20 protein-coding genes, 2 rRNA genes, 2 pseudogenes and 1 other annotated feature (1 of these 25 running past the window's edge) are annotated in these 23,998 nt (G+C 61.4%); of the genes and pseudogenes, 6 read left to right on the top strand and 18 right to left on the bottom strand.

The genetic code is table 11. The features are described from left to right. Positions 1 to 172 precede the first annotated feature (172 nt). Together gph and rpe are read right to left on the bottom strand one after the other, a co-directional pair. A complete protein-coding gene (gph, locus tag ACI3EV_RS01955) occupies positions 173 to 889 on the bottom strand; it encodes a phosphoglycolate phosphatase (RefSeq protein WP_337692170.1) in 717 nt (238 codons plus the stop codon). After that, positions 886 to 1,566, bottom strand: coding sequence for a ribulose-phosphate 3-epimerase (rpe, locus tag ACI3EV_RS01950; RefSeq protein ID WP_337692171.1), 681 nt, complete (start codon positions 1,564 to 1,566; stop codon positions 886 to 888). The genes gph and rpe overlap by 4 nt, the downstream gene beginning before the upstream one ends. 65 nt (positions 1,567 to 1,631) lie before the next feature. On the opposite strand from rpe, the gene apaG reads away from it, so the two are divergent. The 4 genes from apaG to ACI3EV_RS01930 are packed head-to-tail and all read left to right on the top strand — an operon-like array spanning position 1,632 to position 5,769. Beyond that, complete coding sequence (gene apaG / locus ACI3EV_RS01945) at positions 1,632 to 2,066, top strand: Co2+/Mg2+ efflux protein ApaG (protein WP_329771931.1); 435 nt, start codon at positions 1,632 to 1,634, stop codon at positions 2,064 to 2,066. 14 nt (positions 2,067 to 2,080) lie between these two features. Further along, entirely contained in the window at positions 2,081 to 4,183 is a 2,103-nt protein-coding gene (locus tag ACI3EV_RS01940; RefSeq protein WP_337692172.1) for a recombinase, read from the top strand. Positions 4,184 to 4,191: 8 nt separating this feature from the next. After that, positions 4,192 to 5,199 carry a thiamine-phosphate kinase gene (gene thiL, locus ACI3EV_RS01935; protein WP_337692173.1) on the top strand — a complete coding sequence of 336 codons (1,008 nt, stop codon included), beginning with the start codon at positions 4,192 to 4,194 and terminating at the stop codon, positions 5,197 to 5,199. Positions 5,200 to 5,208: 9 nt separating this feature from the next. Beyond that, positions 5,209 to 5,769 (top strand): phosphatidylglycerophosphatase A, encoded by a 561-nt coding sequence (locus ACI3EV_RS01930; RefSeq protein WP_337692174.1) that lies wholly within the window; start codon positions 5,209 to 5,211, stop codon positions 5,767 to 5,769. A gap of 9 nt (positions 5,770 to 5,778) precedes the next feature. Here ACI3EV_RS01930 and ACI3EV_RS01925 read toward each other — a convergent pair whose 3' ends face one another. Then, a complete protein-coding gene (locus ACI3EV_RS01925; RefSeq protein WP_329771935.1) occupies positions 5,779 to 7,125 on the bottom strand; it encodes a DUF445 domain-containing protein in 1,347 nt (448 codons plus the stop codon). A gap of 161 nt (positions 7,126 to 7,286) precedes the next feature. Between ACI3EV_RS01925 and cysK the strand changes: the two genes are divergently transcribed. After that, entirely contained in the window at positions 7,287 to 8,204 is a 918-nt protein-coding gene (cysK, locus tag ACI3EV_RS01920) for a cysteine synthase A (protein ID WP_329771936.1), read from the top strand. Positions 8,205 to 8,283: 79 nt separating this feature from the next. Here cysK and htpX read toward each other — a convergent pair whose 3' ends face one another. The 12 genes and pseudogenes from htpX to ACI3EV_RS01860 form a co-directional block, all read right to left on the bottom strand. Beyond that, positions 8,284 to 9,156 (bottom strand): protease HtpX, encoded by an 873-nt coding sequence (gene htpX / locus ACI3EV_RS01915; RefSeq protein WP_337692175.1) that lies wholly within the window; start codon positions 9,154 to 9,156, stop codon positions 8,284 to 8,286. A gap of 125 nt (positions 9,157 to 9,281) precedes the next feature. Next, complete coding sequence (locus ACI3EV_RS01910) at positions 9,282 to 10,055, bottom strand: DUF3025 domain-containing protein (RefSeq protein ID WP_329771949.1); 774 nt, start codon at positions 10,053 to 10,055, stop codon at positions 9,282 to 9,284. Positions 10,056 to 10,060: 5 nt separating this feature from the next. After that, complete coding sequence (pyrC, locus tag ACI3EV_RS01905) at positions 10,061 to 11,098, bottom strand: dihydroorotase (RefSeq protein ID WP_337692176.1); 1,038 nt, start codon at positions 11,096 to 11,098, stop codon at positions 10,061 to 10,063. Positions 11,099 to 11,146: 48 nt separating this feature from the next. Beyond that, the gene (locus ACI3EV_RS01900) at positions 11,147 to 11,884 is read right to left on the bottom strand and encodes an amino acid ABC transporter ATP-binding protein (protein WP_329771940.1); all 738 of its coding nucleotides are present in this window, start codon (positions 11,882 to 11,884) and stop codon (positions 11,147 to 11,149) included. A 28-nt stretch (positions 11,885 to 11,912) separates the two neighbouring features. Further along, positions 11,913 to 12,578 carry an amino acid ABC transporter permease gene (locus ACI3EV_RS01895; protein WP_329771941.1) on the bottom strand — a complete coding sequence of 222 codons (666 nt, stop codon included), beginning with the start codon at positions 12,576 to 12,578 and terminating at the stop codon, positions 11,913 to 11,915. Between the two features lie 2 nt (positions 12,579 to 12,580). Next, complete coding sequence (locus ACI3EV_RS01890; protein ID WP_337692177.1) at positions 12,581 to 13,339, bottom strand: amino acid ABC transporter permease; 759 nt, start codon at positions 13,337 to 13,339, stop codon at positions 12,581 to 12,583. 197 nt (positions 13,340 to 13,536) lie between these two features. After that, positions 13,537 to 14,496: an amino acid ABC transporter substrate-binding protein gene (locus ACI3EV_RS01885; protein ID WP_337692178.1), complete on the bottom strand. Its 960-nt coding sequence runs from the start codon at positions 14,494 to 14,496 to the stop codon at positions 13,537 to 13,539. Positions 14,497 to 14,547: 51 nt separating this feature from the next. Beyond that, on the bottom strand, positions 14,548 to 16,425 hold the full coding sequence (locus ACI3EV_RS01880) for an ABCB family ABC transporter ATP-binding protein/permease (RefSeq protein WP_405198017.1): 1,878 nt from the start codon (positions 16,423 to 16,425) through the stop codon (positions 14,548 to 14,550). Between the two features lie 548 nt (positions 16,426 to 16,973). Next, complete coding sequence (locus ACI3EV_RS01875) at positions 16,974 to 17,318, bottom strand: hypothetical protein (RefSeq protein WP_405198016.1); 345 nt, start codon at positions 17,316 to 17,318, stop codon at positions 16,974 to 16,976. A gap of 329 nt (positions 17,319 to 17,647) precedes the next feature. Beyond that, positions 17,648 to 18,879 (bottom strand): IS3 family transposase gene (locus tag ACI3EV_RS01870; RefSeq protein WP_405197982.1). Its coding sequence is split into 2 segments (ribosomal slippage): positions 17,648 to 18,612 and positions 18,612 to 18,879, totalling 1,233 coding nucleotides; the frame shifts between segments, so codons are not numbered across the junction. Positions 18,880 to 18,911: 32 nt separating this feature from the next. Continuing rightward, a protein-coding gene (locus ACI3EV_RS01865; protein ID WP_337692080.1) for an IS3 family transposase occupies positions 18,912 to 20,137 on the bottom strand; the annotation gives its coding sequence in 2 pieces (ribosomal slippage) (positions 18,912 to 19,870 and positions 19,870 to 20,137; 1,227 coding nt in all). An 85-nt stretch (positions 20,138 to 20,222) separates the two neighbouring features. Further along, positions 20,223 to 20,345 (bottom strand): annotated as a pseudogene (locus ACI3EV_RS01860) (IS3 family transposase); the annotation flags it as partial. Positions 20,346 to 20,437: 92 nt separating this feature from the next. Here ACI3EV_RS01860 and ACI3EV_RS01855 point away from each other — a divergent pair. Then, a protein-coding gene (locus ACI3EV_RS01855; protein ID WP_323030487.1) for an IS3 family transposase occupies positions 20,438 to 21,672 on the top strand; the annotation gives its coding sequence in 2 pieces (ribosomal slippage) (positions 20,438 to 20,726 and positions 20,726 to 21,672; 1,236 coding nt in all). After that, positions 20,716 to 20,832 (top strand) — a sequence feature (AL1L pseudoknot). It overlaps the preceding gene by 117 nt. A gap of 50 nt (positions 21,673 to 21,722) precedes the next feature. Here ACI3EV_RS01855 and ACI3EV_RS01850 read toward each other — a convergent pair. The 3 genes and pseudogenes from ACI3EV_RS01850 to ACI3EV_RS01840 form a co-directional block, all read right to left on the bottom strand. After that, positions 21,723 to 21,896, bottom strand: a pseudogene (locus ACI3EV_RS01850) (helix-turn-helix domain-containing protein); the annotation flags it as partial. Positions 21,897 to 22,004: 108 nt separating this feature from the next. Beyond that, positions 22,005 to 22,117: ribosomal RNA gene (gene rrf / locus ACI3EV_RS01845) — 5S ribosomal RNA — on the bottom strand. A 113-nt stretch (positions 22,118 to 22,230) separates the two neighbouring features. Beyond that, positions 22,231 to 23,998: ribosomal RNA gene (locus tag ACI3EV_RS01840) — 23S ribosomal RNA — on the bottom strand (it continues 1,106 nt past the right edge of the window).

Genomic DNA, 23,998 nt, shown 5'->3' with positions numbered 1-23,998 from the left:
TGCGCCCACACTATAAACCGCCCCGACCAACATCAGGCAGCACCCGCCAGCCTGCGGGTGCACACCACCAGCGCCTCAGCAGGCGCAGCAGGCCGCACAGGGACGCCAGGGCCAGGCTCCCCGGTCGGCACGACCTCGGGTGATGTTGCGATGGATGAACATGCGAACCAGTTTAACAAATCGCCGCAGAACGTGCCAAGGGCTCGCCCTGCAACTGCGCCATGCTCGACAGATAGCCCTGCGCTGCCACCTCGCGGATCGGCTGGCCATGGTTGTAGCCGTAATCGACCAGCAGCACGGGACAGCCGGCCGCATGCGCCGCCTGGGCATCGTTGCTGGAATCGCCCAGCATCAGGGTGACGGCCGGGTCGGTGCCGAGGGCACGTGCCGTTTCGAGCAAGGGCAGCGGATCGGGCTTCTTGCGCGCAAAGGCATCGCCACCGAAAACGCAGCGGAAATAGCCGGCAATACCGAGCCGCTGCAGCAGCACTTCGGCGTGCGCCTGTGGCTTGTTGGTCAGGCAGGCCAGCGGCAGCCCGAGCGCCTGCAATTGTTCCAGCCCCTGCTGCACGCCATCGAACAGCCGGCTTTGCTGGCCATTGATCTCGCCATAGTGGCGCTGGTAGCTGGCGAAGGCGGTATCGAAGCGGGCGGCATCGGCACCAACCTGCTGCAGGGTCTGGCGGATCAGGTGCTCCGAACCCTTGCCAACCAGCTGGCCGATGGTGCTGCGCGCGATGGCCGGCAGCTGCAGTTCGGCCAGCATGGCGTTGAGCGCCAGATCGAAGTCACCCATGGTGTCGACCATGGTGCCGTCCAGATCAATCATCACGCCCTGCACCGCCAGCGGCTGTGACGCGCAGGGCCAGCGCAGCTCGGCCACGCTCATGCCAGCGCCTTGCGCATGTCGCTGATCACGGCAGCGTAATCGGGCTTGCCGAAGATGGCACTGCCGGCGACGAAGGTGTCGGCACCGGCATCGGCTACGCGGCGGATGTTGTCGGCCTTGATGCCGCCATCGACCTCAAGGCGGATGTCCTTGCCGCAGGCATCGATGCGCTTGCGCACGGCCTCGATCTTGCGCAGGGCGCTGTCGATGAAACCCTGGCCGCCGAAACCGGGGTTGACGCTCATGATCAGGATCAGGTCGATGTCGTCGATCACCCAGTCGAGCACATCGAGCGGCTCGGCCGGGTTGAACACCAGGCCGGCCTGACAGCCGGCGGCCCGGATCGCCTGGATGCTGCGGTGGACGTGGGTGCTGGCATCGGGATGGAAGCTGATCAGGTCGGCACCGGCCTGGGCAAAAGCCTGCGCCAGGGCATCCACCGGCTGCACCATCATGTGCACGTCCAGCGGCACCGGCTGGCCGTCCGGCGTGACGGCGTGCGGCTTGATGGCCTGGCAGATCATCGGGCCGAAAGTGAGGTTGGGCACGTAATGGTTGTCCATCACGTCAAAGTGGATCCAGTCGGCGCCAGCGGCAATCACGTTGCGCACTTCGTCGCCCAGGCGGGCGAAATCGGCCGAGAGAATGGAGGGGGCAATACGGTAAGTGGTGCTCATGTCTGGTATTGTCGTGCATCTTGCCGCCATCTGCGCGGATGTTCGTCGTGTCCTGATCGGAGCCCATGCCAGATTTCACCCCCGCCCCTTCCAGCGATTACCAGTTGCACATCGAGGTGCGCCCGGAATATTTGCCGGAGGAATCGAATCCGCCGCGCCAGTACCTGTTTGCCTACCATGTGACGATTACCAATACCGGCAACGTGCCGGTACAGGTGATCGCGCGCCACTGGATCATCACCGATGCCTACAAGCATGTGGAAGAAGTGCGTGGCCTGGCCGTGGTGGGCCACCAGCCGCTGCTGGAGCCGGGTGACAGCTTTTCCTACAGCAGCGGCACGCCGCTGCGCACGCCCGAGGGGCGCATGGAAGGCAGCTTTTTCTGTGTGGCCGTGGACGGCACGCGTTTTGATGCACCGATTCCCCCGTTTGCGCTGCAGGCGCACCAGCCGGACGCCGATCCGCCCGAGGCAGCGCCGGCCAATCGCGTGCTGCACTGATATCGCCATTGCCGATGACGCAAGAGATCGACGACAAGCTCCAGTATCTGCTCAATACGCTGGATCCCGATGCCAGCCTGGCGCAGCGCCACCTGTGGCTGCATGGCGTGATGGAGTGGATCCGGGGCGACGATGAGGAAGATATCCAGAAGGCCGTCGGCCGCGTGCGCCTGTTCCTGTCCACCGTGCAGCCGCTGACCGAATGGCGCTTGCGCTGGCGCGAATGGTGGCTGCGCTTTGTCACCGATATCGACGTCACGCCGCTGCTGGCCGATGCCGGCTTTGCGCCGCGCAACGCCTTCGTCAGCGAAATGGCGCACCGGCTGCGCAAGAAGATCATTCCGGCCACGCCGGAAACCACCGATCTGGGCGAGCTGTTCGTGCTGCTGTTTCCGTCGCTGTTCGATGCCCAGTGGATCAAGGCACTGGACGAAAAGACGCTGCAGCAACTGCAGGCCGTGCTGCTGCAGCCGATGGCGCAGGAAGAGCTGGACCCGGTCACCAGTGACCTGAGCCTGACGCTGGAAGCGCGCGAAACCGCGCTGACGCAGATGGCCGGCATGGACACGCCCGGCGCGGAAGAACTCAGCTACTGGCAGGAGATCCTGATCGATGCGATCTCCTACAGCCTGAGCCAGATCAACGCGATCGGCTTTGCCAGCGAAATCCGCACCCGCATGGCGAGTTCGGAAAGCACGGCGCGCGTGTTCCACGAGCTGCCGGTGGCGATGTTCAGCTTTGTCCGCGTGCTGCGCCTGCACGGTGCCCAGTCCGAGGCGACCCAGCTGTCGGCGCAAATCCTGCGCGGCAAGCTGCAGGCCAGCAAGCTCGCCATCAGCACCGTCTATGACCACCTGGACCAGCACGGTATCTCTGTCGGCATCGTGTTCATGCTGAAGCAGGTGCGCGATCGGGTGCAGCGCGTCAACCAGCTGCTCGATTGCCTGATGAGCGAGCAGCAGATGCTGTCGGCGGCACGCATGATCTCGCGCCTGGTGCGCATCAGCCGCGATCGGCGCAGCCTGCGCAAGCTGTGGCAGGAAAACACGCACCTGACGGCAGCCAAGGTGGCCGAGCGCCAGGCGCTGTCGGGCGAAAGCTATATCACGCGCAACTTCCACGACTGGCGCGCGCTATTGGGCAAGGCCTTTGGCGGCGGCCTGGTGATGGGCGTGGCGGTCTGGTTCAAGTTTGTGCTCAGCGCGCTGGCGCTGTCGATCTTCTGGACCGGCCTGACCGCCGGCATCAACTATGCGCTGGCCTTCGTCGTGATCCAGCTGATGCATTGGACGGTGGCGACCAAGCAACCCGCCGTGACCGCACCGGCCATGGCGGCCAAGCTCAAGGATATCGACGACCCGGAAGCGATTCCCGCGTTTGTCGATGAGGTGGCGCACCTGTTCCGCTCCCAGGTGGCGGCAATTGTCGGCAACCTGCTGGCGGTAGTGCCCATGGCGATCCTGATTTCGATGGCATTGCAGCACTACACCGGCTCACCGATGATTTCCGATGGCGTCGCCTTCCGCACCATGTCGAACCTGGACATCATCGGCCCGACCGTGCTGTTTGCCGCCATCACCGGCGTGCTGCTGTTCCTGTCCAGCTTGATCGGCGGCTGGCTGGAAAACAGCTTTGTGCTGAACCGGCTCGATTCCATCATCGCGCACCACCCGCGTTCGCGCCAGCTGTTCGGCACCGAGCGCGCGGCGCGCTGGAGCCAGTGGTGGCGCGAGAACATTTCCGGCCTGGGCGCGAATATCTCGCTTGGCCTGATGCTCGGCCTGGTGCCCTCGTTTGCACAGTTTTTCGGCATCGGCTTCGAGGTGCGCCACGTGACGCTGGCTGCCGGCCAGCTGGGTGCCGCAGCGCACACGCTGGGCCTGGAAGTGCTGGAAATGCGGCCCTTCTGGCTGGCGCTGCTGGGTGTCTCGCTGATCGGCCCGATCAACGTGATGGTCAACTTCTACCTGGCCTTCCGTACCGCACTGGCGGCGCAAAACGTGCAGCGCGTCGATCGCCACCGCATCTATGACGCCCTGCGCAACCGCATGCTGTACACGCCGTTTACCTTCTTCTTCCCGCCCAGCGGTGCAGCCGGCAACAAGCCGCAATCCTGAACGCCAGCATGTCCGCTTCCCACGGTGAATTCGACCTGATCCGCCGCCATTTCCGCCGCGACCAGCCGCTGCGCCAGGCCACGCTCGGCATCGGCGATGACTGTGCGCTGCTGGCGCCTTCAGCCGGCCAACAGCTGGCGATTTCCACCGACCTGCTGGTGGCCGGCCGGCACTTTTTCGCCGATGTCGATCCGGCCACGCTCGGCCACAAGTCGCTGGCCGTGAACCTGAGCGATCTGGCAGCCTGTGGCGCGCGTCCACTGGCCTGCACGCTCTCGCTGGCGCTGCCCGATATCGATGACGACTGGCTGCAGGCCTTTGCCGCCGGCCTGTTTGCGCTGGCCGATGCCCATGGCTGCGAACTGATCGGCGGCGACACCACACGCGGCCCACTGACCATCGGCATCACGGTATTCGGCGAAGTGCCGCCAGCGCAGGCGCTGCTGCGCAGCGGTGCGCGCCCGGGCGATGGCATTTACGTCAGCCACGGCCCGGACCAGGGTCTGGGCGATGCACGGCTGGCGCTGCACTTGCTGCTGCAGGATCAGGACCTGGCCGCCTGGCCAGCTACCGTGCGCGACCAGCTGCTGCAGGCCACACGCGCCCGGCTGGAACACCCGCAGCCGCGCGTCGCCCTCGGCCTGGCGCTGCGCGGCCTGGCCAGCGCCTGCTGTGATCTCAGCGATGGCCTGTCAGGCGATCTGCGCCATATCCTGGATGCCTCCGGCTGCGCCGCCTTGCTGCAGGCCGATGGCTTGCTGCAGGCCGCCAGCCCGGCGCTGCGCCTGCAGGACACCTCGCTCGCCCTGTCCTACGCGCTGGCGGGCGGCGATGACTACGAACTGCTCTGGACGGCTGCGCCCGAACACCATGAGCAGGTGCTGGCTGCCGCCCGATCCTGCGGCCTGCTGGCCACGCGCATCGGCCAGATCGAGGCAGACTCTGGACTGCGCCTGCAACAGGCCGATGGCCGCATCGTTCCCGTAGACGCCACCGCCTTCGACCATTTCCGCTGAACGCCTCTCATGCTGCCCATGCCGCCTTCCGCCCCGCAAGCTCCCCGCCGGCCCGATCTGGCCTTCACCTTCAGCCACCCGGCCCATGCACTCGCGCTCGGACTGGGATCTGGCCTGTCACCCAAGGCACCGGGCACGGCCGGCACGCTGTTTGCCTGGGCCAGCTGGCTGCTGCTGGCGAGCTGGCTGCCGGCTGGCGTGCTGTGGGCGCTGCTGTTCATCGCGATTCCGCTCGGCTGGTGGGCCTGCACCGTCACCGCACGCAATATGGGCGTACAGGATCCCGGCAGCATCGTCTGGGATGAAGTCGCCGCCTTCTGGCTGGTGCTGCAAGTGCTGATGCTGCAATTACCGCTCCCGCTGCTGTCCGGCAGCGCCCTGCTCTGGCAGCTGGTGGCGTTCGCGCTGTTCCGCTTTTTCGATGCCGCCAAGCCACAGCCAGTGCGCTGGGCTGATCAGGCCTTCAAGGGCTGGGGTTGGCGTGGTGGCTGGGGCATCATGTTCGACGACCTGGTTGCCGCCCTGTGCAGCGTGGTCGTGCTGTCCGGTCTGCTCTGGCTGCTGCGCTAAGGTGCAATTTCAGGACAGCGCCGCCAGAATCGCCGTCATCAGGCCGCCATTGAACAGGGCGTACAGCACCAGCCCCGCCAGGCCGCCAATCAGCGTGCCATTGAGCCGGATGTACTGCAGGTCCTTGCCCACGCTGCGCTCGATCTCCTGCACCATGTAGCGCGTATCCCAGCCCTGCACCGTGGCCCGGATATGCTCCGGCGCAATCTGGCGCAGCTGCTCCGTCAGGTGCTCCACGGCAATTTCCAGCTGCTGGTTGGCCGCCTCCTGCCAGACCGGGTCATCGCGCAGCTTCTGCCCCAACTGGGCTGCGTAGCGCTCGAACTGCGCCGCAATCACCGACTCGCTGCTGGACAAGTCCTGGCGCAGCCAGTCACGCAGGCGCTGCCACAGCTGACTGGCATAGCCCTGCAGTGCCGGATGCCGCAACAGCTCGGTCTTGAGCTGCTGCACGCGCTGCTGCATGTCGGGATCGTGCTCCAGCCGCTCCATCAGGCGCACCACCTCATCGACATAGTGCTGGCGCACCGGATGCTCCGGATCACGCAGCACCACCTGCACCTCGTCGATCAGCGCCTGCGCCAGCCGGTCGGCCAGGCGATCGGCAATGTCCTCGGTGTAATCGAGCTTGTCGACAAACCAGGTCATCTTCGGATATTCGCGGCGCGCCATCTCGATCATCTTGTCGGCAATCAGCAGGCGGATCTGCGGCGAACCGACCCAGTCCGAGACCTTGATCAGCGCCGTCTGCAGCACGCGCTCGTGGTGGCCGCCCTGCGTCAGCATGTTGACCAGCTGCACCGCCGTCGGCGCCGCATTCCAGTCGTGCAGCTGGCGCTTGACAATCGCCAGCAAATCACGCTCCAGCGCCGGGCTGTCGAGTGCCGCCACCGACTGTGCCGCCCACTGCTGCAACTGCGTCGCCAGATGGCGCACCCGCTCCGGCGCACTCAGGTACTCGCCGATGCGATGCGCCGGATTGAGCGACTGGATGCGCGGCAACAGCACCGCCTTGTCGAGAAACTTGTCGCGCACGAACTGGGCCAGGTTGTTGGCAATGCGCTGCTGGTTGCGCGGGATGATCGCGGTATGCGGAATCGGAATCCCCATCGGATGGCGGAACAGCGCCACCACGGCAAACCAGTCGGCCAGGGCACCTACGGTGGCCGCTTCGGCAAACGCGGCCACCCAACCCCAGATGCCGACACGGCCAAAATATTCGCTCAAGGCCAGCAGCGCCACCGCGCACAACAGCGCCCCCAGCGCAATGCGCTTCATGTTGCACAGGCCGCGCGCCTGCTCGGCAGCGCGCAGCTGCATGTCCAGTGCATCAGGAGATGATTCGCTTGGCTTCATGCTGCCATTGTGCACCCGGCAATACCCACATGGTACGCAGGGATTCCGCCAAGTCCGCGATTTGATTGAGCGGTATCGATATAACCCAAAGCTATGTTTTTTCCCTGCACAATGGTCCGATCCATTTCCCTGATTTCTACTGACAACTGCCAGGAGACTGCATGAAAGCCCAATCCGTACTCGACACCATCGGCAACACCCCGTCCATCCACTTCAGCCGCCTGTTCCCCGGTGAGCAGCAGGTCTGGGTCAAGGCCGAGCGCTTCAACCCCGGTGGTTCCATCAAGGACCGCATCGCCCTGTCCATGATCGAGGCGGCGGAAAAGTCCGGCGCGCTGCAGCCCGGCGCCACCATCATCGAGCCCACTTCCGGCAACACCGGCGTCGGCCTGGCCATGGTCGCTGCGGTCAAGGGCTACAAGCTGGTCCTGGTGATGCCGGAAAGCATGAGCGTGGAGCGCCGCCGCCTGATGCTGGCCTACGGCGCCACGTTTGACCTGACGCCGCGCGAAAAAGGCATGAAGGGTGCCATCGCCCGTGCTGAAGAACTGGCCGCCCAGACGCCCGGTTCCTGGATTCCGCAGCAGTTCGACAACCCGGCCAACCCGGAAATCCACGCCGAAGCCACGGCGCGTGAAATCCTCGCCGATTTCCCCGAAGGCCTGGATGCCGTGATTACCGGTGTCGGTACCGGCGGTCACATCAGCGGCGTGGCGCGCGTGCTCAAGGCGCAATGGCCGCAACTCAAGGTCTATGCCGTCGAACCCACGCTGTCGCCCGTGATCAGCGGTGGCCAGCCCGGCCCGCACCCGATCCAGGGCATTGGCGCCGGCTTCATCCCGAAGAACCTCGACACCGGCCTGCTCGACGGCGCACTGCAGGTCGATGGCCCCACCGCCATGCAATACGCACGCGATGCCGCCACACGTGAAGGCCTGCTGGTCGGCATCAGCACCGGCGCCACGCTGGCTGCCATTGCCGCCAAGCTGCCCGAACTGCCGGCGAACGCCCGCGTGCTCGGTTTCAACTACGACACCGGCGAACGCTACCTGTCGATCGAGGGTTTCCTGCCGGCCTGATTCCGACAGCCTCCCCAATGCAACAAGGCCCGTCATCACACCGATGACGGGCCTTGTTGTTGGTCACTACAGCTGGCGATCAGCCCTGCTGCATCAGGCGTGCCACGCGCTCTTCCAGCGGCGGATGGGTCGAGAACAACTTGCCCAGTCCACCGGTAATACCGAAGGCCTTCATGCCCTGCGGCAGCTCACCCGCCTGCAGGCTCTGCAGGCGCTTGAGCGCATTCACCATCGGGCGACGGCTGCCCATCAGGCGCGCCGAATCGGCATCGGCACGGAATTCACGCTGGCGGCTGTACCAGGCCACGATGATGGACGCCAGGAAGCCCAGCAGGATATCCAGCACCATGGTGGTGATCCAGTAGCCGACGCCCGGGCCGGAATTGGAATCGCTGCCGCGACGCAGGAAACCATCCACGGCATAGCCGATCACGCGGCTCAGGAACACGACAAAGGTGTTCATCACGCCTTGCATCAGCGCCATGGTCACCATGTCGCCGTTGGCCACGTGCGCCACCTCGTGGCCCAGCACGCCTTCGACCTCTTCCTTGGTCATGCTCTGCAGCAGGCCGGTAGACACCGCCACCAGTGCCGAGTTCTTGAAGGCACCCGTGGCAAAGGCGTTCGGCGCGCCGTCATAGATACCGACTTCGGGCATGCCAATCTTGGCCTCGGCTGCCAGGCGGCGCACGGTATCGACGATCCAGGCCTCATCGGCATTGCGCGGCTGGTCGATCATGTGCAGACCCATGCTGGTCTTGGCCATGGTCTTGCTCATCAGCAGCGAGATGATGGCACCGGTAAAGCCGATCACGAAGGCGTACACCAGCAGGCTGGTGTAGTTGATGCCCTGGGCCGTCAGGTAGTGGTTGATACCGAGCAGGCTGGTCACCAGCCCGAGCACCGCCACCACGGCCACGTTGGTCAGCAGGAACAGAAAAATGCGTTTCATGGTCTTTCTTTCTCGTCACGGGTGCAGCACGCTGCACGGGTTGCTGTCGCGCCCCCGCAGGAGCGCGCGATTCTCAGATAAGGATCATCAGGCCAATTGCCATCGCTACCAGCTGAAAAATATCATCAATTTGTGAATTTTGCTGGAGGTGGCCGCCTCAGCGGCCGGAATACCGTGACATCGTCGTAGAAATCGGCATCGCTATTGTCCTGCCACCAGCCGGGTACGCCCAGCACCGGCAAATGCACATACGGCTTGGGCACCAGCGCCGACTCGCCCAGATCCTGCGCCAGCCAATCGTCCCAGGCCGCTTGCCAATCCGGCGATCCCACCGCCGGCATCTGTTCAGGCACCCGGTAGACATGCGCCGTGATGCTCTTGAACGGCTGCACCAGCTGTTCCAGCAACGCATGGCCAAACAGCAGGATGTCGCATGCTGCCCACAACGCACGCTCTTGCACGAACAGCTCCTGCCAGCGCTTGTGCGCCAGCGCCTGCCACAGCACCTCCGGACCGCGGAACAGCGCCACGTTTTCGTCGAACAGTGTCAGTGCATCGCGTAACGGGCCGCGTTGCGCACCCACGCCGCCCAGCCGCGCCAGCTCACCCGCCTGCAACAGGTTGAGGCGACGCTTGGCTCGCGGAAACTGCAGCCACATCAGGCCATTGAAATAATCGTGCAGATTGTCGCGCGTCGGCACCTGCAGCGTGTCAAAGATGAACTGTTCGTAGGCCACGCCTTCGGGCAGTGCGGCCTGCGGTACAAAGCGTACGCCGGCCTGCTGCGGGAATCCGTTGAGCGCAGCGGCCAGATCGCCCCGCGCCTGCCAGGCTGCATGGACGGCCTGCGCCAATGGCTGGTGACTGACCAGCCACGGCGCATTCCAGTCCGGCGTCACGGCGCTCAAGCCGTTACGCGCCAGCCCAGCGTTTCGCCGGCACGCAGCGGCGTCAGGGTAGCACCAGCGCCGTAGCTGTAGCTGGCAGGCACTTCCCAGTCCTGCTTTTCCAGTGTCAGCGTGCCCTGGTTCACCGGCAGGCCATAGAAGGCCGGGCCATGCAGGCTGGCAAAGCCTTCCAGCTGGTCCAGTGCACCGGCCTGCTCGAAGGCCTCGGCATACAGCTCCATCGCCGCATAGGCGGTGTAGCAGCCGGCGCAGCCGCTGGCATGCTCCTTCAGGTGCGAGGCGTGCGGCGCGCTGTCGGTGCCCAGGAAGAACTTGCCGGAGCCGCTGGTCGCCGCTTCCACCAGTGCCACCCGGTGCAGCTCGCGCTTGAGTACCGGCAGGCAGTAGTAATGCGGGCGGATGCCGCCAGTAAAGATGGCATTGCGGTTGTACAGCAGGTGGTGCGCCGTGATGGTAGCCGCCGTGTACTGGTCCGACTCCTGCACATACTGGGCCGCTTCACGCGTGGTGATGTGCTCGAACACCACTTTCAGCTCGGGGAAATCCTGGCGTAGCGGACGCATCACGCGATCGATGAACACTGCCTCACGATCGAACAGGTCGATCTCGCTGTCGGTCACTTCGCCGTGCACCAGCAGCAGCAGGCCATGTCGCTGCATCGCTTCCAGCGTGGCATAGGTCTTGCGCACATCGGTCACGCCAGCATCGCTGTTGGTGGTGGCACCGGCCGGATACAGCTTGCAGGCCACCACGCCGGCATCGCGCGCGCGCACGATTTCCTCGGCCGGCGTGTTGTCGGTCAGGTACAGCGTCATCAGCGGCTCGAAGTCCACGCCTGGCGGCACGGCCTGCAGGATGCGCTGCTTGTACGCCAGCGCCTGCTCGGTGCTGGTGACCGGCGGGCGCAGGTTGGGCATGATGATGGCGCGGCCAAACTGGGCAGCGGTATGCGGCACCACGGTGCGCATGGCGTCTTCGTCACGCACATGCAGGTGCCAGTCGTCGGGGCGGGTAATCGTCAGTCGTGTGGTCATGGTTCTCGTGACAAGGGGCCTTGCCGGCCCCTTGTCTGCTTCGGTGGATCAGTGTTGCAGGATCTTGTTGAGGAAGTCCTTGGTACGCGGCTGGCGTGCCTCGGGATTGCCGAAGAATTCCTCCTTGCTGCAATCTTCCAGGATTTTGCCACCGACATCGATGAAGATCACGCGGTTGGCAACCTTGCGGGCAAAGCCCATCTCGTGCGTCACCACCATCATGGTCATGCCTTCCTTGGCCAGATTGACCATCACGTCCAGCACTTCACCGACCATTTCCGGGTCCAGCGCCGAGGTCGGCTCGTCGAACAGCATCACCACCGGATCCATGCTCAGCGCGCGCGCAATCGCCACACGCTGCTGCTGGCCGCCGGAAAGCTGGCCGGGGAACTTGTCCTTGTGTGCCATCAGGCCCACGCGGTCCAGCATCTTCAGGCCGCGCACCTTGGCTTCGTCGGCCTTGCGGCCCAGCACCTTGATCTGGGCAATTGTCAGGTTGTCCGTCACCGACAGGTGCGGAAACAGCTCGAAGTGCTGGAACACCATGCCGACCTGGCTGCGCAGCTTGGGCAGATTGGTCTTGGGATCGGTCAGCGAGGTGCCGTTAACGATGATCTCGCCTTTCTGGATCGGCTCCAGCGCGTTCACGGTCTTGATCAGCGTGGACTTGCCGGAACCGGACGGACCGCAGACCACGACCACGTCGCCCTTGTTGATGTTGACGGAGCAATCCTGCAGTACCTGGATCGGGCCGTACCACTTGGAGACGTTCTGGATTTGAATCATGTGTTCAGACATTTGTGGGATCTCCATGTCAACGGATGATGGCAATCTTCTTGTGGACGCGCTTGGCGATCCACGACAGGCTGTAGCACAGCACGAAATAGGCCAGCGCGGCCATCAGGTAGGTCTCGGTGGTGCGGCCGTAGTTCTTGCCCGCCGTCTCGAAACCTTTCAGCAGGTCATAGGCACCAATCGCATACACCAGCGAAGTATCCTGGAACAGGATGATGGTCTGCGTCAGGAACACCGGCAGCATGTTGCGGAAGGCCTGCGGCAGTATCACCAGACGCATGTTCTGGCCATAGCTCATGCCCAGCGCCTGGCCGGCAAACACCTGGCCACGTGGAATCGACTGGATGCCGGCGCGCACGATTTCACTGAAATAGGCCGCCTCGAACGCCACGAAGGTGATGATGGCAGAGTATTCCGCGCCAATCGAGCGCCCGATGATCATCGGCACCAACAGGAAGAACCACAGGATCACCATCACCAGCGGAATGGAGCGCATGCCGTTGACGTAGATCGCTGCCGGCACTTCCAGCCACCTCTTGCCGGACAGGCGCATCAGCGCCAGCACGGTGCCGAACAGGATGCCACCAATCGTGGCCACGATAGTCAGCACGATGCTGAACTGCAGGCCCTTGAGGATGTAATTGCCGAAAAACTCGGCGTCCAGGAAGGAAAAGCTCAGATTCATGATCAGTGCCCTCCTGCCGTGCCGCTGGCAACAAAACCAGGCAGTCGCGCCTTCTTCTCGATATAGGCCATGATGCGGTTGATCACCAGCGCCGAGAAGATGTACAGCACCGTCACCGCCAGGTAGACCTCGATCAGGCGCGCCGTCTCTTCACCCGCCTGCATGGCAAACTGGGTCAACTCCGGGATCGATACCGCAAACGCCACCGAGGAGTTCTTGAAGATGTTCATCGACTCGCTGGTCAGCGGCGGAATAATCATGCGGTAGGCCATCGGCAGCAGCACGTAGCGGTAGTACTGCGGCGTGGTAAAGCCCAGCGCCTGGCCAGCATAGCGCTGGCCCTTGGGCAGCGCCTGGATACCGGAACGCACCTGTTCGGCAATACGCGCCGAGGTAAACAGGCCCAGCGCCAGCACCACCAGCACGAAGGGCGGCACGCTCTTGGCAGCCGGGATCAGCGCCGGCACCACGTGGTACCACAGGAAAATCTGCACCAGCAGCGGAATGTTGCGGAACAGTTCCACCCAGGCATTGCCAATGCGCACCAGCCAGGGGCTGTTCGGCAGCGTGCGCATCACGCCAATGATGGAACCCACCACCAGCGCAATCACCAGTGCCACCAGCGCTACCGATACCGTCCATCCCCAGGCGGAAATCATCCAGTCCAGGTAGCTGACATCCCGCCCGCTCCCCAGACACCCGACGATGCTGTCGCCGGTCACGATGTCCTTGCAGAACACCGACCAATCCAGGCCATTCATACGCGCTCTCCTTGTTGCTGTTACTGGCGCTGCCCGCCTTCTGCGCTGACAGTGCCAGTCCTCCCTTTCGCCCGCCCGACGGCTTCAAACAGACTGGGGCGTCATGCTACACGAGTCCCATTGCAACCCGCATACCATTGTCGCCCCAGACCAGGAAAACCCATCATCCGCACCAGCGGGCGCGGATGATCGCGGTATTACTTGGCGTAGTCTTCCATCGGCTTGTCGTTGGGGTTGGCCCAGGCCTGCTTGGTGCTTTCCGGCAGCGGCAGGTTCAGGGTCACGTTGGCCGGCGGGATCGGCTGCATGAACCACTTGTCATACAGCTTCGCCAGGGAACCATCGGAAATCTGGCGCTTGATGCTGTTATCCACGGCTTCCTTGAACTTGGTGTCGCCTTTGGGCAGCATGCAGGCAATCGGCTCCACGTTCAGCACTTCGTCCAGGAACACGAAATCCTTCGGATTCTTGGACTTGGCGATGTTGGCAGCCAGGATGGAACCGTCCATCACGAAGGCATCGGCGCGGCCGGATTCCAGGATCAGGAAGCTGTCGGCGTGGTCCTTGCCCATCACTTCCTTGAAGTCCAGGCCGTCGGCACGGCTGTGCTTGCGCAGCGTCTGCACGGAAGTGGTACCAGTCGTGGTCACGATGGTCTTGCCCTTCAGGTCGGCAATCGACTTCAGGCCGGACTTGGCGTTCACGGCCACGCGCACCTCTTCCACGTAAGTGGTCACGGCGAAGTCCACATCCTTCTGGCGTGCCAGGTTGTTGGTGGTGGAGCCGCACTCGAAGTCAATGGTGCCGTTCTGCAGCAGCGGGATGCGGTTCTGCGAGGTGATCGGCTGGTAGTTGATCTTCAGGTCGCTGACGCCCAGATCCTTCTTCAGGTCATCCACGATGCGCTCGGCCATCTCGGTATGGAAACCGACATACTTGCCGTTGCCCAGCGTGTAACCCAGACCGGAAGACTCACGCACGCCCAGGTTCACGACACCCGAACTCTTGATCTTGTTCAGGGTATCCACGGCAGCGGCAGATGCCGCAGCACCGCTGGCAGCACCAGAAGCGGCGTTGGACGGGGCATCCTTCTGGCCACAGGCCACCAGGGTCAGTGCAGCAGCTGCGCAGGCAGCGGCAATCAGACTTTTGCGCATAAATGTATCTCCTAGATTCGTTCAGTCCGCACGATCGGACGCATTTTCATTCTACGGAAATCCGGGGCCTGTTTTTTCCTGACCAACTACTGAATTACCTGTATTTGGCCCTGATTCGGCCTGAGATTGTTGCAAATTCCACATTTCCGCATAGCGTCCCTGCTGCTGCAACAAGCTGGCATGGTCGCCACGCTCCACGATGCGCCCTTGCTCCATCACCAGGATCTCATGGGCATCCACCACGGTAGACAGCCGATGCGCAATCACCAGCGTAGTCTTGTTATCCGCTACCTGACGCAATTCGGCCTGGATCGCACGCTCCGTCGCTGAATCCAGCGCCGAAGTCGCCTCGTCCAGCACCATGATCGGAGGATTCTTCAGCAGTGCCCGCGCAATCGCCACACGCTGTTTTTCGCCTCCCGACAACTTCAGGCCACGCTCTCCAACCATGGTCTGGTAACCATCTGGCGTGGACACGATGAAATCGTGGATTTTCGCCGCCCTTGCTGCCGCCACGATCTCGTCCTGACTCGCATCGGGTCGACCATAGCCAATGTTGTAGGCCACGGTATCGTTGAACAGCACCGTATCCTGCGGCACGATGCCGATCGCCCGGCGCACGCTGTCTTGCGTCAGCTCGCGTACATCTTGACCATCCAGCGTGATACGCCCCGCTTGCACATCATAGAAACGATACAGCAGGCGTGCCAGCGTTGATTTTCCGGCACCGGATGCGCCTACCACGGCCACCGTCTTGCCGGCCGGAATCACGAAGTCCAGACTCCTCAGAATCGGTCGTGCAGCATCGTAATGGAAATCCACCTGCTCAAAGCGGACCTCAGGCAAGCCGTGGTGCAGCTGCAGCTCCGCTGCGTCCGGCTTGTCCTGCACCTCTCGCGGCGTATCTATCAATGTGAACATCTTGTCCAGATCGGTCAGGCTTTGCTTGATCTCGCGGTACAGCACGCCGAGGAAGTTGAGCGGAATGTACAGCTGGATCATGAAGGCGTTCACCATCACCAGATCACCCAGCGTCAGGCGCTGGTCGACGACTCCTTGCGTCGCCATCCACATCATCACGACCAGCGCTGTGGCAATAATCAGCTGCTGACCGGCGTTCAACAGGCTGAGCGAGCGCTGGCTCTTGAGCGCGGCCTGTCGGTACGCCTCGAGTTGCTGCGCATAACGATGCGTCTCATGCGCCTCGTTGTTGAAATACTTGACCGTCTCGTAATTCAGCAAGGCATCGATGGCCTGCGTATGCGCCGCCGAATCCAGCCGGTTCATCTCGCGCCGGAACCGGGTGCGCCACTCGGTCACGCTGACGCTGAACACGATGTAGGCAACCAGGGCGACCAGCGTGACCCAGACAAAGCCCATGTCGAACTTGTACGCCAGAATGCCCAGCACGATGCTGACCTCGATCAACGTTGGCAAGATGCTGTACAACGAAAATGAAATCAGCGCATGCACGGCACGCGTCCCACGTTCGATATCGCGTGTCATGCCGCCAGTCTGCCGCTCCAGGTGGAAGCGCAGACTCAGACTATGCAGATGCGCAAAAGTCTCCAGCGCGATGCTGCGCGCCGCCCCTTCGGTCGCCTTGGCAAACACCAGTTCACGCAGCTCCGTGAACAGCGAGGTACAAAAACGCAACAATCCGTATGCGGCAATCAGGCCTAGCGGCACCACCAGCACCATCGCCGGATCACCTGGCTTGACCTGCATGGCATCCACCAACTCCTTCAGCAACAGGGGGACGCCAATATTCGCCAGCTTGGCCAGGACCATCAACGCCAGCGCGATCAGCACGCGCCAACGGTATCGCCACAGATATGGCAACAATCGCTTCAGGGTTATCCAGTCCCTGCGCTGCTCCGGATCCTGCGGAACCTCACCTCTGCGGGAGCCTTGGGCCATCCCTCTCATCGCTATTCCTTTTGGTAAATCATGACTTTACCTTACCTTGTACAGCGGCAACACCCGACATTCATAGCTAATTTGGATTCGCCAATGGGGTTTCCCCCTATGTCTATCGATTTTTTGATCCAGATCAACAGCCTGTCAAAAAATGCTGGATCACCATGATCGCCAGTTCACGCGGCAGATGCACGCAAGTCTCACCGAGCTGCATCGAACAGTTGCTATCTCGCTTTATCTTTCACTTAAATTTCCAGGACGGCAAGGAAGATGCATCAACATAGATGTCGCATGATGGTTACATGTGAATTAATACCGCATACAACCAAGGAAATTCGGCTGTATACTTCGCTTCCTTTAGAGCTAATTTGAAATGCATTAGGAACTAAAGGTTTTTAACTCATGTCTGTCTTGCAGACATGCCCCTCCTGCTGAACTTGAAAGCACACCGTGAAAGTTCCCACTCAAGACTCGATTTGCGAGCAACATATTGCCACCCTCGAACTGACCCTGCCACGCATGCTGGCCCGCCTGGTTGAACGAGGTCGAGCGGAACTTCATACACGTGACATCATGCGCAGCAAGCCTACGCTTTCTATCGTATCAATGCCCTGCTGATTTTCGAGGCTTGCGGCGATGGCATCCTGAAAGTCACGATCATCCCTGAACAGCTGACCTGCCAACGTGGCTGGCGCTGCCCCGCTACGCTGCGCACGATTGTGGAGTTGCTGGTCAGCAGACTTGTTCACGCCCATGGCTATCGTCAGTGGTGTCTGCTGGAAGCAGACCAAGCCTACGAGGAATTCGAAAAATCCACTACCGCTTACTACCGCATGCTGCACCCGGGTGACATGCCAGGCAGCTATCGGCAGGATGGCACTGCTCCGCGTTACGCTGTACAAGAGTGCATCCCGCGCGAACCCGGCATCAGCCGGGACTTGCTGAGTCCCTACCTCTCCTGGTAAGCAGCTACGGCGAATCGATCAGCATCGGCACATGGAGCAATCTATGTGCCGATTTTTGCTTTGCGTGTTGTTTCTGGACAGCCAGCACCAGCTGATCGAGTACGAGTACGAGTACGAGTGGAGTTGGAGTTGGAGTTGGAGTTGGAGTTGGAGTTGGAGTTGGAGTTGGAGTTGGAGTTGGAGTTGGAGTTGGAGTTGACCCACTTCGGTGGACGGGTACTGGTTTGATACTCAAACCGTTTCGGGTGTTTGGAGTTCCCCCTATCTCACGGACGGTTGAGCGCTGAAGAATTCAGCGCGGTAACGGTGGTATTTTCTACCGGGGACTGCCCGGATTGTGCATTGATTTGCTCGAATTCGTTGGGAGCAAGGTAGCCCAGTGCGCTGTGCAACCGATGTGGGTTGTACCAGCCCTCTATCCAGGTAAACACGGCATGCCTGGCCTCGGTCTGGCTTTTCCAGCTTCTTCGGTTGACCAGTTCGCATTCCAGGCTGGCAAAGAAACTCTCGGCCATGGCGTTGTCGTAAGCATCCCCCACCGATCCCATGCTTGGGCGCACGCCCATTTCCTCGCAACGCTTGCCAAACACCGTGCTGGTGTATTGGCTGCCCTGATCGGAGTGGTGGATGACGCCCTGGGGCTTGCGCGTGAAGGCGGCCATCTCCAACGCCTGCACCACCAGATCGGCCGTCATGCGCGTGCCAAAGGCCCAACCCACTACTTTGCGGCTGTATACGTCGATGACTACCGCCAGATAGGCAAACCCGCTCCAGGTAGGCAGGTAGGTCATGTCTGCCACCCAAAGTTGGTTAGGAGCATCCGCCGCAAAGCGGCGATTGACCAGATCGCTGGCCAGCCCAGCCTCTCGATCACGGCGCGTTGTCACGCACCAGCCGCGCCGGCGGCTGACACCCTTCAGACTCGCCTGACGCATCAGGCGTTCGACGCGCTTCTTGTTGACGATCACCCCATCGCGCGCCAGTTGCGCGACCATGCGCGGCACGCCGTAGGTGGTATCGCTCATCTGATGGATGGCTTTGATGCGCAGCAGCAGCTCGGCATTGGCCTGATCGCGTGCACTGGGTCGGCGATTTAGCCAGTCGTGGTAACCACTGCTGGACACACCCAACACCCGGGCCATGGTGCGTATTGGGAGATCGGCCTGGTTCGCCTGCATCAGCGCGTAGACGGCGTGGACGTCTTCTCGCTTTGTCCGGCAAACCAGGCCGTAGCCTTTGCCAGGATGTCGCGCTCCGTTTGAAGACGCTTGACCTCCCGGCGCAAGCGGACGAGTTCCTCGCGCTCGGACGTTGTCAACACATCCTTGCCGGATAACGGCTTGCCAGCATCGGCTGCAGCGCGTGCAACCCAGTTGGCAATGCTCACCGCTGACACATCGAACTCACGTGCCAGCTCGGATTGGCTGCGACCGGAATGAAACAGCTCGACGATCTGCTGTTTGAATGCCTCGGGGTACGGGGGCTTGGTTTTTCCCATGGGGGCTCCTTTCTTCTCAGTGAAAGTGTCCGTCAAATGGGGGGAACTCCAGTTGTCTCGGCATGCACATGGGCATCCTCGACAACATCAAACAGGGCTTCGTTGCTCCTTTCAAAGTTCAGGGGTGAGAGGTAGCCCAGGCCACTGTGGCGGCGCCGGGGGTTGTACCAGCCTTCAATCCAGGTGAAGACCGCCATGCGGGCCTGCGCCTTGCTCTGGAAGGTGCTGCGCTCGATGAGTTCGCCCTCTAGGCTGGCAAAGAAGCTCTCGGCCATTGCGTTGTCGTACGCATCGTCCACGGTCCCCATCGAAGGTCGCACCTGCATCTGCCGGCAGCGCTCGCCAAAGGCCAGGCTGGTGTACTGGCTGCCTTGGTCCGAGTGGTGGATGACGCTCTTGGGTTTGCGCTGCTCAAGGGCCATGTTCAAGGCCTCGAGAACAAGGTCTGCGGTCATGCGTTCTCCCATGGCCCAGCCCACCACACGTCGGCTCCAGACATCGATGACCACGGCCAAATAGAGAAACCCCATCCACGTTGGCACGTAGGTCATGTCCGCCACCCACAGCTGGTTCGGGCCAGTGGCGCGGAAACGCCGGTTGACCAGGTCACCAGCTGGGGCCTGACGTTTGTCGCGACGGGTGGTGACGGTGAAGCCTCGGCGCTTGCTGATGCCGTGGATACCGGCTTGCCGCATGAGCCGGGCCACGCGCTGGCGGCTGATGCTCACACCTTGCTCGATGAGCTCGGCCCGCACCCGGGGCATTCCGTAGGACTCGTAGGAGTCCTGGTGAATCTGGCGGATGCGCTCGGTCATCACCGCGTTGGCGATGCTGCGCTGGGATGGAGCACGCTCTCGCCAGGCATAGAAGCCGCTGGCGGAGACACCGAGCACGCGGCACATGGCGCGCACAGGAAGGTCGGCCTGGTTCGCCATCACGAGTCCGAAGACTTCGTGGATGTCGCATCGCTGCGACCGGCGAACCAGGCCGTAGCCTTTGCCAGGATGTCGCGCTCCATCTGGACCTGACGCAACTGGCGGCGCAGCCGCACCAATTCTTCTCGCTCGGCGGTGGTCAGGCCTTCTTTGCCAGGTAAGGGCTTGCCCTCGTCGATGGCGGCCTGACCGACCCAGTTGGTGATGGACTGGGCAGTGACACCGAACTCACGCGAGAGCTGTGTGGGTGAGCGGCCGGCTCGAACCAGCTCGACCATCTGCCGACGGAATTCCGCCGGGTACGGCGGTCGTACTTTGGACATCTGCGACTCCTTGAACACAAAGAATGATGTGTCCACGGAACCGGGTCAACTCCAACGAGCCCTTGCTCAAGGACTTGCCCGAAGGCTTTTTTACGACACGCACGCCGTAATCCTTCTTAAGGACATCGAGCACCGCTTCAAACAGCCTGGCCTTCTCCTGTGCCTGGGCCAACTGCACTTGCAGTGCCTTGATTTGCTGCTCTGGGGTAAGTTGGGTGGAGAATTTGTCGATCGGCATGATCGCGGATGATGAACCGCCCCGGGTTTGGAGGAGGCCCCAACTCTTGAGAAGATGGAGCCATGAACAAGTCCAACAAGTTTTCCCCGGAAGTGCGCGAGCGCGCTGTGCGCATGGTGCAGGAGCATCGAGCCGAGTACCCTTCGTTGTGGGCAGCTATCGAATCGATTGCGCCGAAGATTGGCTGTGTGCCGCAAACCCTGCACGATTGGGTCAAGAGAGCCGAGATCGACGCTGGCCTGCGTGCGGGTACCACGACCTCGGATGCGCGACGCATCAAGGAACTGGAGCGCGAAGTCAAGGAGCTGCGCCGTGCCAATGAGATCCTCAAAACTGCCAGTGCGTTTTTCGCGCAGGCGGAGCTCGACCGCCAGCTCAGGAAGTGAAGGCCTATATCGACCGCCACCGCGATGACTACGGGGTCGAGCCCATCTGCCGGGTGCTGCAGATGGCCCCGTCGTGTTACTGGCGCCATGCGGCCCGGCAACGCAACCCGCAACTGCGCAGCGCACGTGCCCAGCATGACGACCATTTGAAAGCCGACATCCAGCGCGTGTGGCATGCCAACTGGCAGGTCTATGGCGCCGACAAGGTCTGGCTGCAGATGAACCGCGAGGGCATCCGGGTGGCGCGGTGCACAGTCGAGCGGCTGATGCGTACCATGGGCTTGCAAGGGGCACGCAGAGGCAAGACGATGCGCACCACCACGCCGGACACATCAGTGCCGTGCCCGCTGGACCATGTCAACCGGCTGTTTAAGGCCAGCCGGCCCAACGAGCTGTGGGTGTCGGACTTCACGTACGTCAGCACCTGGCAGGGCTGGCTGTACGTGGCCTTCGTGGTGGATGTGTACGCCCGGCGCATCGTGGGCTGGCGTGTCAGCCGCAGCATGCACACGGACTTTGTGCTCGATGCGCTGGAACAGGCCCTGTATGAGCGCCAGCCAGCAGCGCATGCCTTGACGCACCACAGCGACAGGGGCAGCCAGTACGTCAGCATCCGTTACACCGAGCGGCTGGGCCTGGCAGGTATCCAGCCATCAGTGGGAAGCAAAGGCGACAGCTACGACAACGCGCTGGCCGAGACCATCAACGGGCTATACAAGGCCGAACTGATTCATCGCCGGGGCCCCTGGAAGACCAGGGAAGCCGTGGAACTGGCGACCCTGCAATGGGTGCACTGGTTCAACCACGTCCGACTGCTCACGCCGATCGGGGGTATCCCGCCGGCAGAAGCTGAGGCAAACTACTGGAGGCAACTTGCCGACAGCAACACCTTGGCAGAGGTGTCCACTTAAACCAACCAGCCTCCTCGAAACCCGGGGCGGTTCAATGATGCCATGGAGTCCCAATTCTGGCGACCATGGCGGCGCAGCCACGTCAACACCGTTGAACGTCCTTGAATGCCATATCTGGCCTGCGCCTGCCTGTACGTCAGTTCGCCTTTTTCCACTTGTTCCACGACGGCCAACTTGAAGGCTAGCGTGTAATCGCGCTGTGTGCGCTTGACCCTTGTTTCCATGACTCTTTCCTTTCCTGATGAAGAAAAGTGTCAACCTATGGCAGGACGGGTCATAGACCAAAAAAAAAGCGCTCCCAGAGAGGGAGCGCTTTCTTCGGCTTGTAAGTAGCCTGACGATGACCTACTTTCACACGGGAATCCGCACTATCATCGGCGCGGAGTCGTTTCACTGTCCTGTTCGGGATGGGAAGGAGTGGTTCCAACTCGCTATGGTCATCAGGCTTTAACGGGTTGCCGAGCTGCTTGCGCAACACGGCGAATTCATAGAGTCTTCATCAGCTTCTTTATCTTGATTGCGCCTGGCATAACATCCTTGGCTTCTTGCCAAAGTTATAGGGTCAAGCCGCACGAGCAATTAGTACTGGTCAGCTTAATGCATTGCTGCACTTCCACATCCAGCCTATCAACGTCCTGGTCTAGAACGACTCTTCAGGGGGGTCAAGCCCCCGGCAGATCTCATCTTGAAACGAGTTTCCCGCTTAGATGCTTTCAGCGGTTATCTCTTCCACACTTAGCTACCCTGCGATGCCACTGGCGTGACAACAGGTACACCAGAGGTGTGTCCACTCCGGTCCTCTCGTACTAGGAGCAGGCTTCCTCAAATCTGCAGCGCCCACGGAAGATAGGGACCAAACTGTCTCACGACGTTTTAAACCCAGCTCACGTACCTCTTTAAATGGCGAACAGCCATACCCTTGGGACCGACTACAGCCCCAGGATGAGATGAGCCGACATCGAGGTGCCAAACACCGCCGTCGATATGAACTCTTGGGCGGTATCAGCCTGTTATCCCCAGAGTACCTTTTATCCGTTGAGCGATGGCCCTTCCATACAGAACCACCGGATCACTATGTCCTGCTTTCGCATCTGCTCGACTTGTCAGTCTCGCAGTTAAGCACGCTTATGCCATTGCACTATCGTCACGATGTCCGACCGTAACTAGCGTACCTTCGAACTCCTCCGTTACACTTTGGGAGGAGACCGCCCCAGTCAAACTGCCTACCATGCACTGTCCCCAGTCCCGATTCAGGGACCTAGGTTAGAACCTCAAACGCACCAGGGTGGTATTTCAACGTCGGCTCCAGCAGAACTAGCATCCTGCCTTCAAAGCCTCCCACCTATCCTACACAGATCCGTTCAAAGTCCAATACAAAGCTACAGTAAAGGTTCATGGGGTCTTTCCGTCTTTCCGCGGGGAGATTGCATCATCACAAACATTTCAACTTCGCTGAGTCTCTGGAGGAGACAGTGTGGCCATCGTTACGCCATTCGTGCAGGTCGGAACTTACCCGACAAGGAATTTCGCTACCTTAGGACCGTTATAGTTACGGCCGCCGTTTACTGGGACTTCGATCAAGAGCTTGCACCCCATCAATTAATCTTCCAGCACCGGGCAGGCGTCACACCCTATACGTCCACTTTCGTGTTTGCAGAGTGCTGTGTTTTTAATAAACAGTCGCAGCCACCAATTTTTTGCAACCCGTTCATGCTCAGATGTTCTCATCACACTACTTGGGCACACCTTCTCCCGAAGTTACGGTGTCAATTTGCCGAGTTCCTTCTCCAGAGTTCTCTCAAGCGCCTTAGAATACTCATCTCGCGCACCAGTGTCGGTTTGCGGTACGGTCGTTGCAAGCTGAAGCTTAGTGGCTTTTCCTGGAACCCCGTTCAGTGACTTCGCGAACTTGTTCGCTCGATCGACAGCCTCGGTATATGAGCAGCGGATTTGCCTACTGCTCGCCTACTTCTGTCTAAACCGGGACTTCCAACACCCGGATCACCTATTAAGATTCGTCCCCACATCGCACTTGCAATCGGTACAGGAATATTGACCTGTTTCCCATCAGCTACGCATCTCTGCCTCGCCTTAGGGGCCGACTCACCCTACGCCGATGAACGTTGCGTAGGAAACCTTGCGCTTACGGCGAGCGGGCTTTTCACCCGCTTTAACGCTACTCATGTCAGCATTCGCACTTCTGATACCTCCAGCACGCTTCTCAACGCACCTTCACAGGCTTACAGAACGCTCTCCTACCACGCACAGTAAACTGTGCATCCGCAGCTTCGGTAACTGGCTTGAGCCCCGTTACATCTCCGCGCAG

The organism is Allobrachymonas wangyanguii (genome assembly GCF_045055315.1).
Taxonomy (GTDB): Bacteria; Pseudomonadota; Gammaproteobacteria; order Burkholderiales; family Burkholderiaceae_C; genus Brachymonas; species Brachymonas wangyanguii.
Note: the sequence above shows the minus strand (reverse complement) of the source record. Positions and strands in the feature narration are given on the sequence as shown.

Bases quoted from the DNA above. Each gene is read 5' to 3' on its own strand.
- gph (WP_337692170.1), bottom strand. From the start codon at position 889: ATGAGCGTGGCCGAGCTGCGCTGGCCCTGCGCGTCACAGCCGCTGGCG.
- rpe (WP_337692171.1), bottom strand. From the start codon at position 1,566: ATGAGCACCACTTACCGTATTGCCCCCTCCATTCTCTCGGCCGATTTC.
- apaG (WP_329771931.1), top strand. From the start codon at position 1,632: ATGCCAGATTTCACCCCCGCCCCTTCCAGCGATTACCAGTTGCACATC.
- ACI3EV_RS01940 (WP_337692172.1), top strand. From the start codon at position 2,081: ATGACGCAAGAGATCGACGACAAGCTCCAGTATCTGCTCAATACGCTG.
- thiL (WP_337692173.1), top strand. From the start codon at position 4,192: ATGTCCGCTTCCCACGGTGAATTCGACCTGATCCGCCGCCATTTCCGC.
- ACI3EV_RS01930 (WP_337692174.1), top strand. From the start codon at position 5,209: ATGCTGCCCATGCCGCCTTCCGCCCCGCAAGCTCCCCGCCGGCCCGAT.
- ACI3EV_RS01925 (WP_329771935.1), bottom strand. From the start codon at position 7,125: ATGAAGCCAAGCGAATCATCTCCTGATGCACTGGACATGCAGCTGCGC.
- cysK (WP_329771936.1), top strand. From the start codon at position 7,287: ATGAAAGCCCAATCCGTACTCGACACCATCGGCAACACCCCGTCCATC.
- htpX (WP_337692175.1), bottom strand. From the start codon at position 9,156: ATGAAACGCATTTTTCTGTTCCTGCTGACCAACGTGGCCGTGGTGGCG.
- pyrC (WP_337692176.1), bottom strand. From the start codon at position 11,098: ATGACCACACGACTGACGATTACCCGCCCCGACGACTGGCACCTGCAT.
- ACI3EV_RS01900 (WP_329771940.1), bottom strand. From the start codon at position 11,884: ATGATTCAAATCCAGAACGTCTCCAAGTGGTACGGCCCGATCCAGGTA.
- ACI3EV_RS01895 (WP_329771941.1), bottom strand. From the start codon at position 12,578: ATGAATCTGAGCTTTTCCTTCCTGGACGCCGAGTTTTTCGGCAATTAC.
- ACI3EV_RS01890 (WP_337692177.1), bottom strand. From the start codon at position 13,339: ATGAATGGCCTGGATTGGTCGGTGTTCTGCAAGGACATCGTGACCGGC.
- ACI3EV_RS01885 (WP_337692178.1), bottom strand. From the start codon at position 14,496: ATGCGCAAAAGTCTGATTGCCGCTGCCTGCGCAGCTGCTGCACTGACC.
- ACI3EV_RS01880 (WP_405198017.1), bottom strand. From the start codon at position 16,425: ATGAGAGGGATGGCCCAAGGCTCCCGCAGAGGTGAGGTTCCGCAGGAT.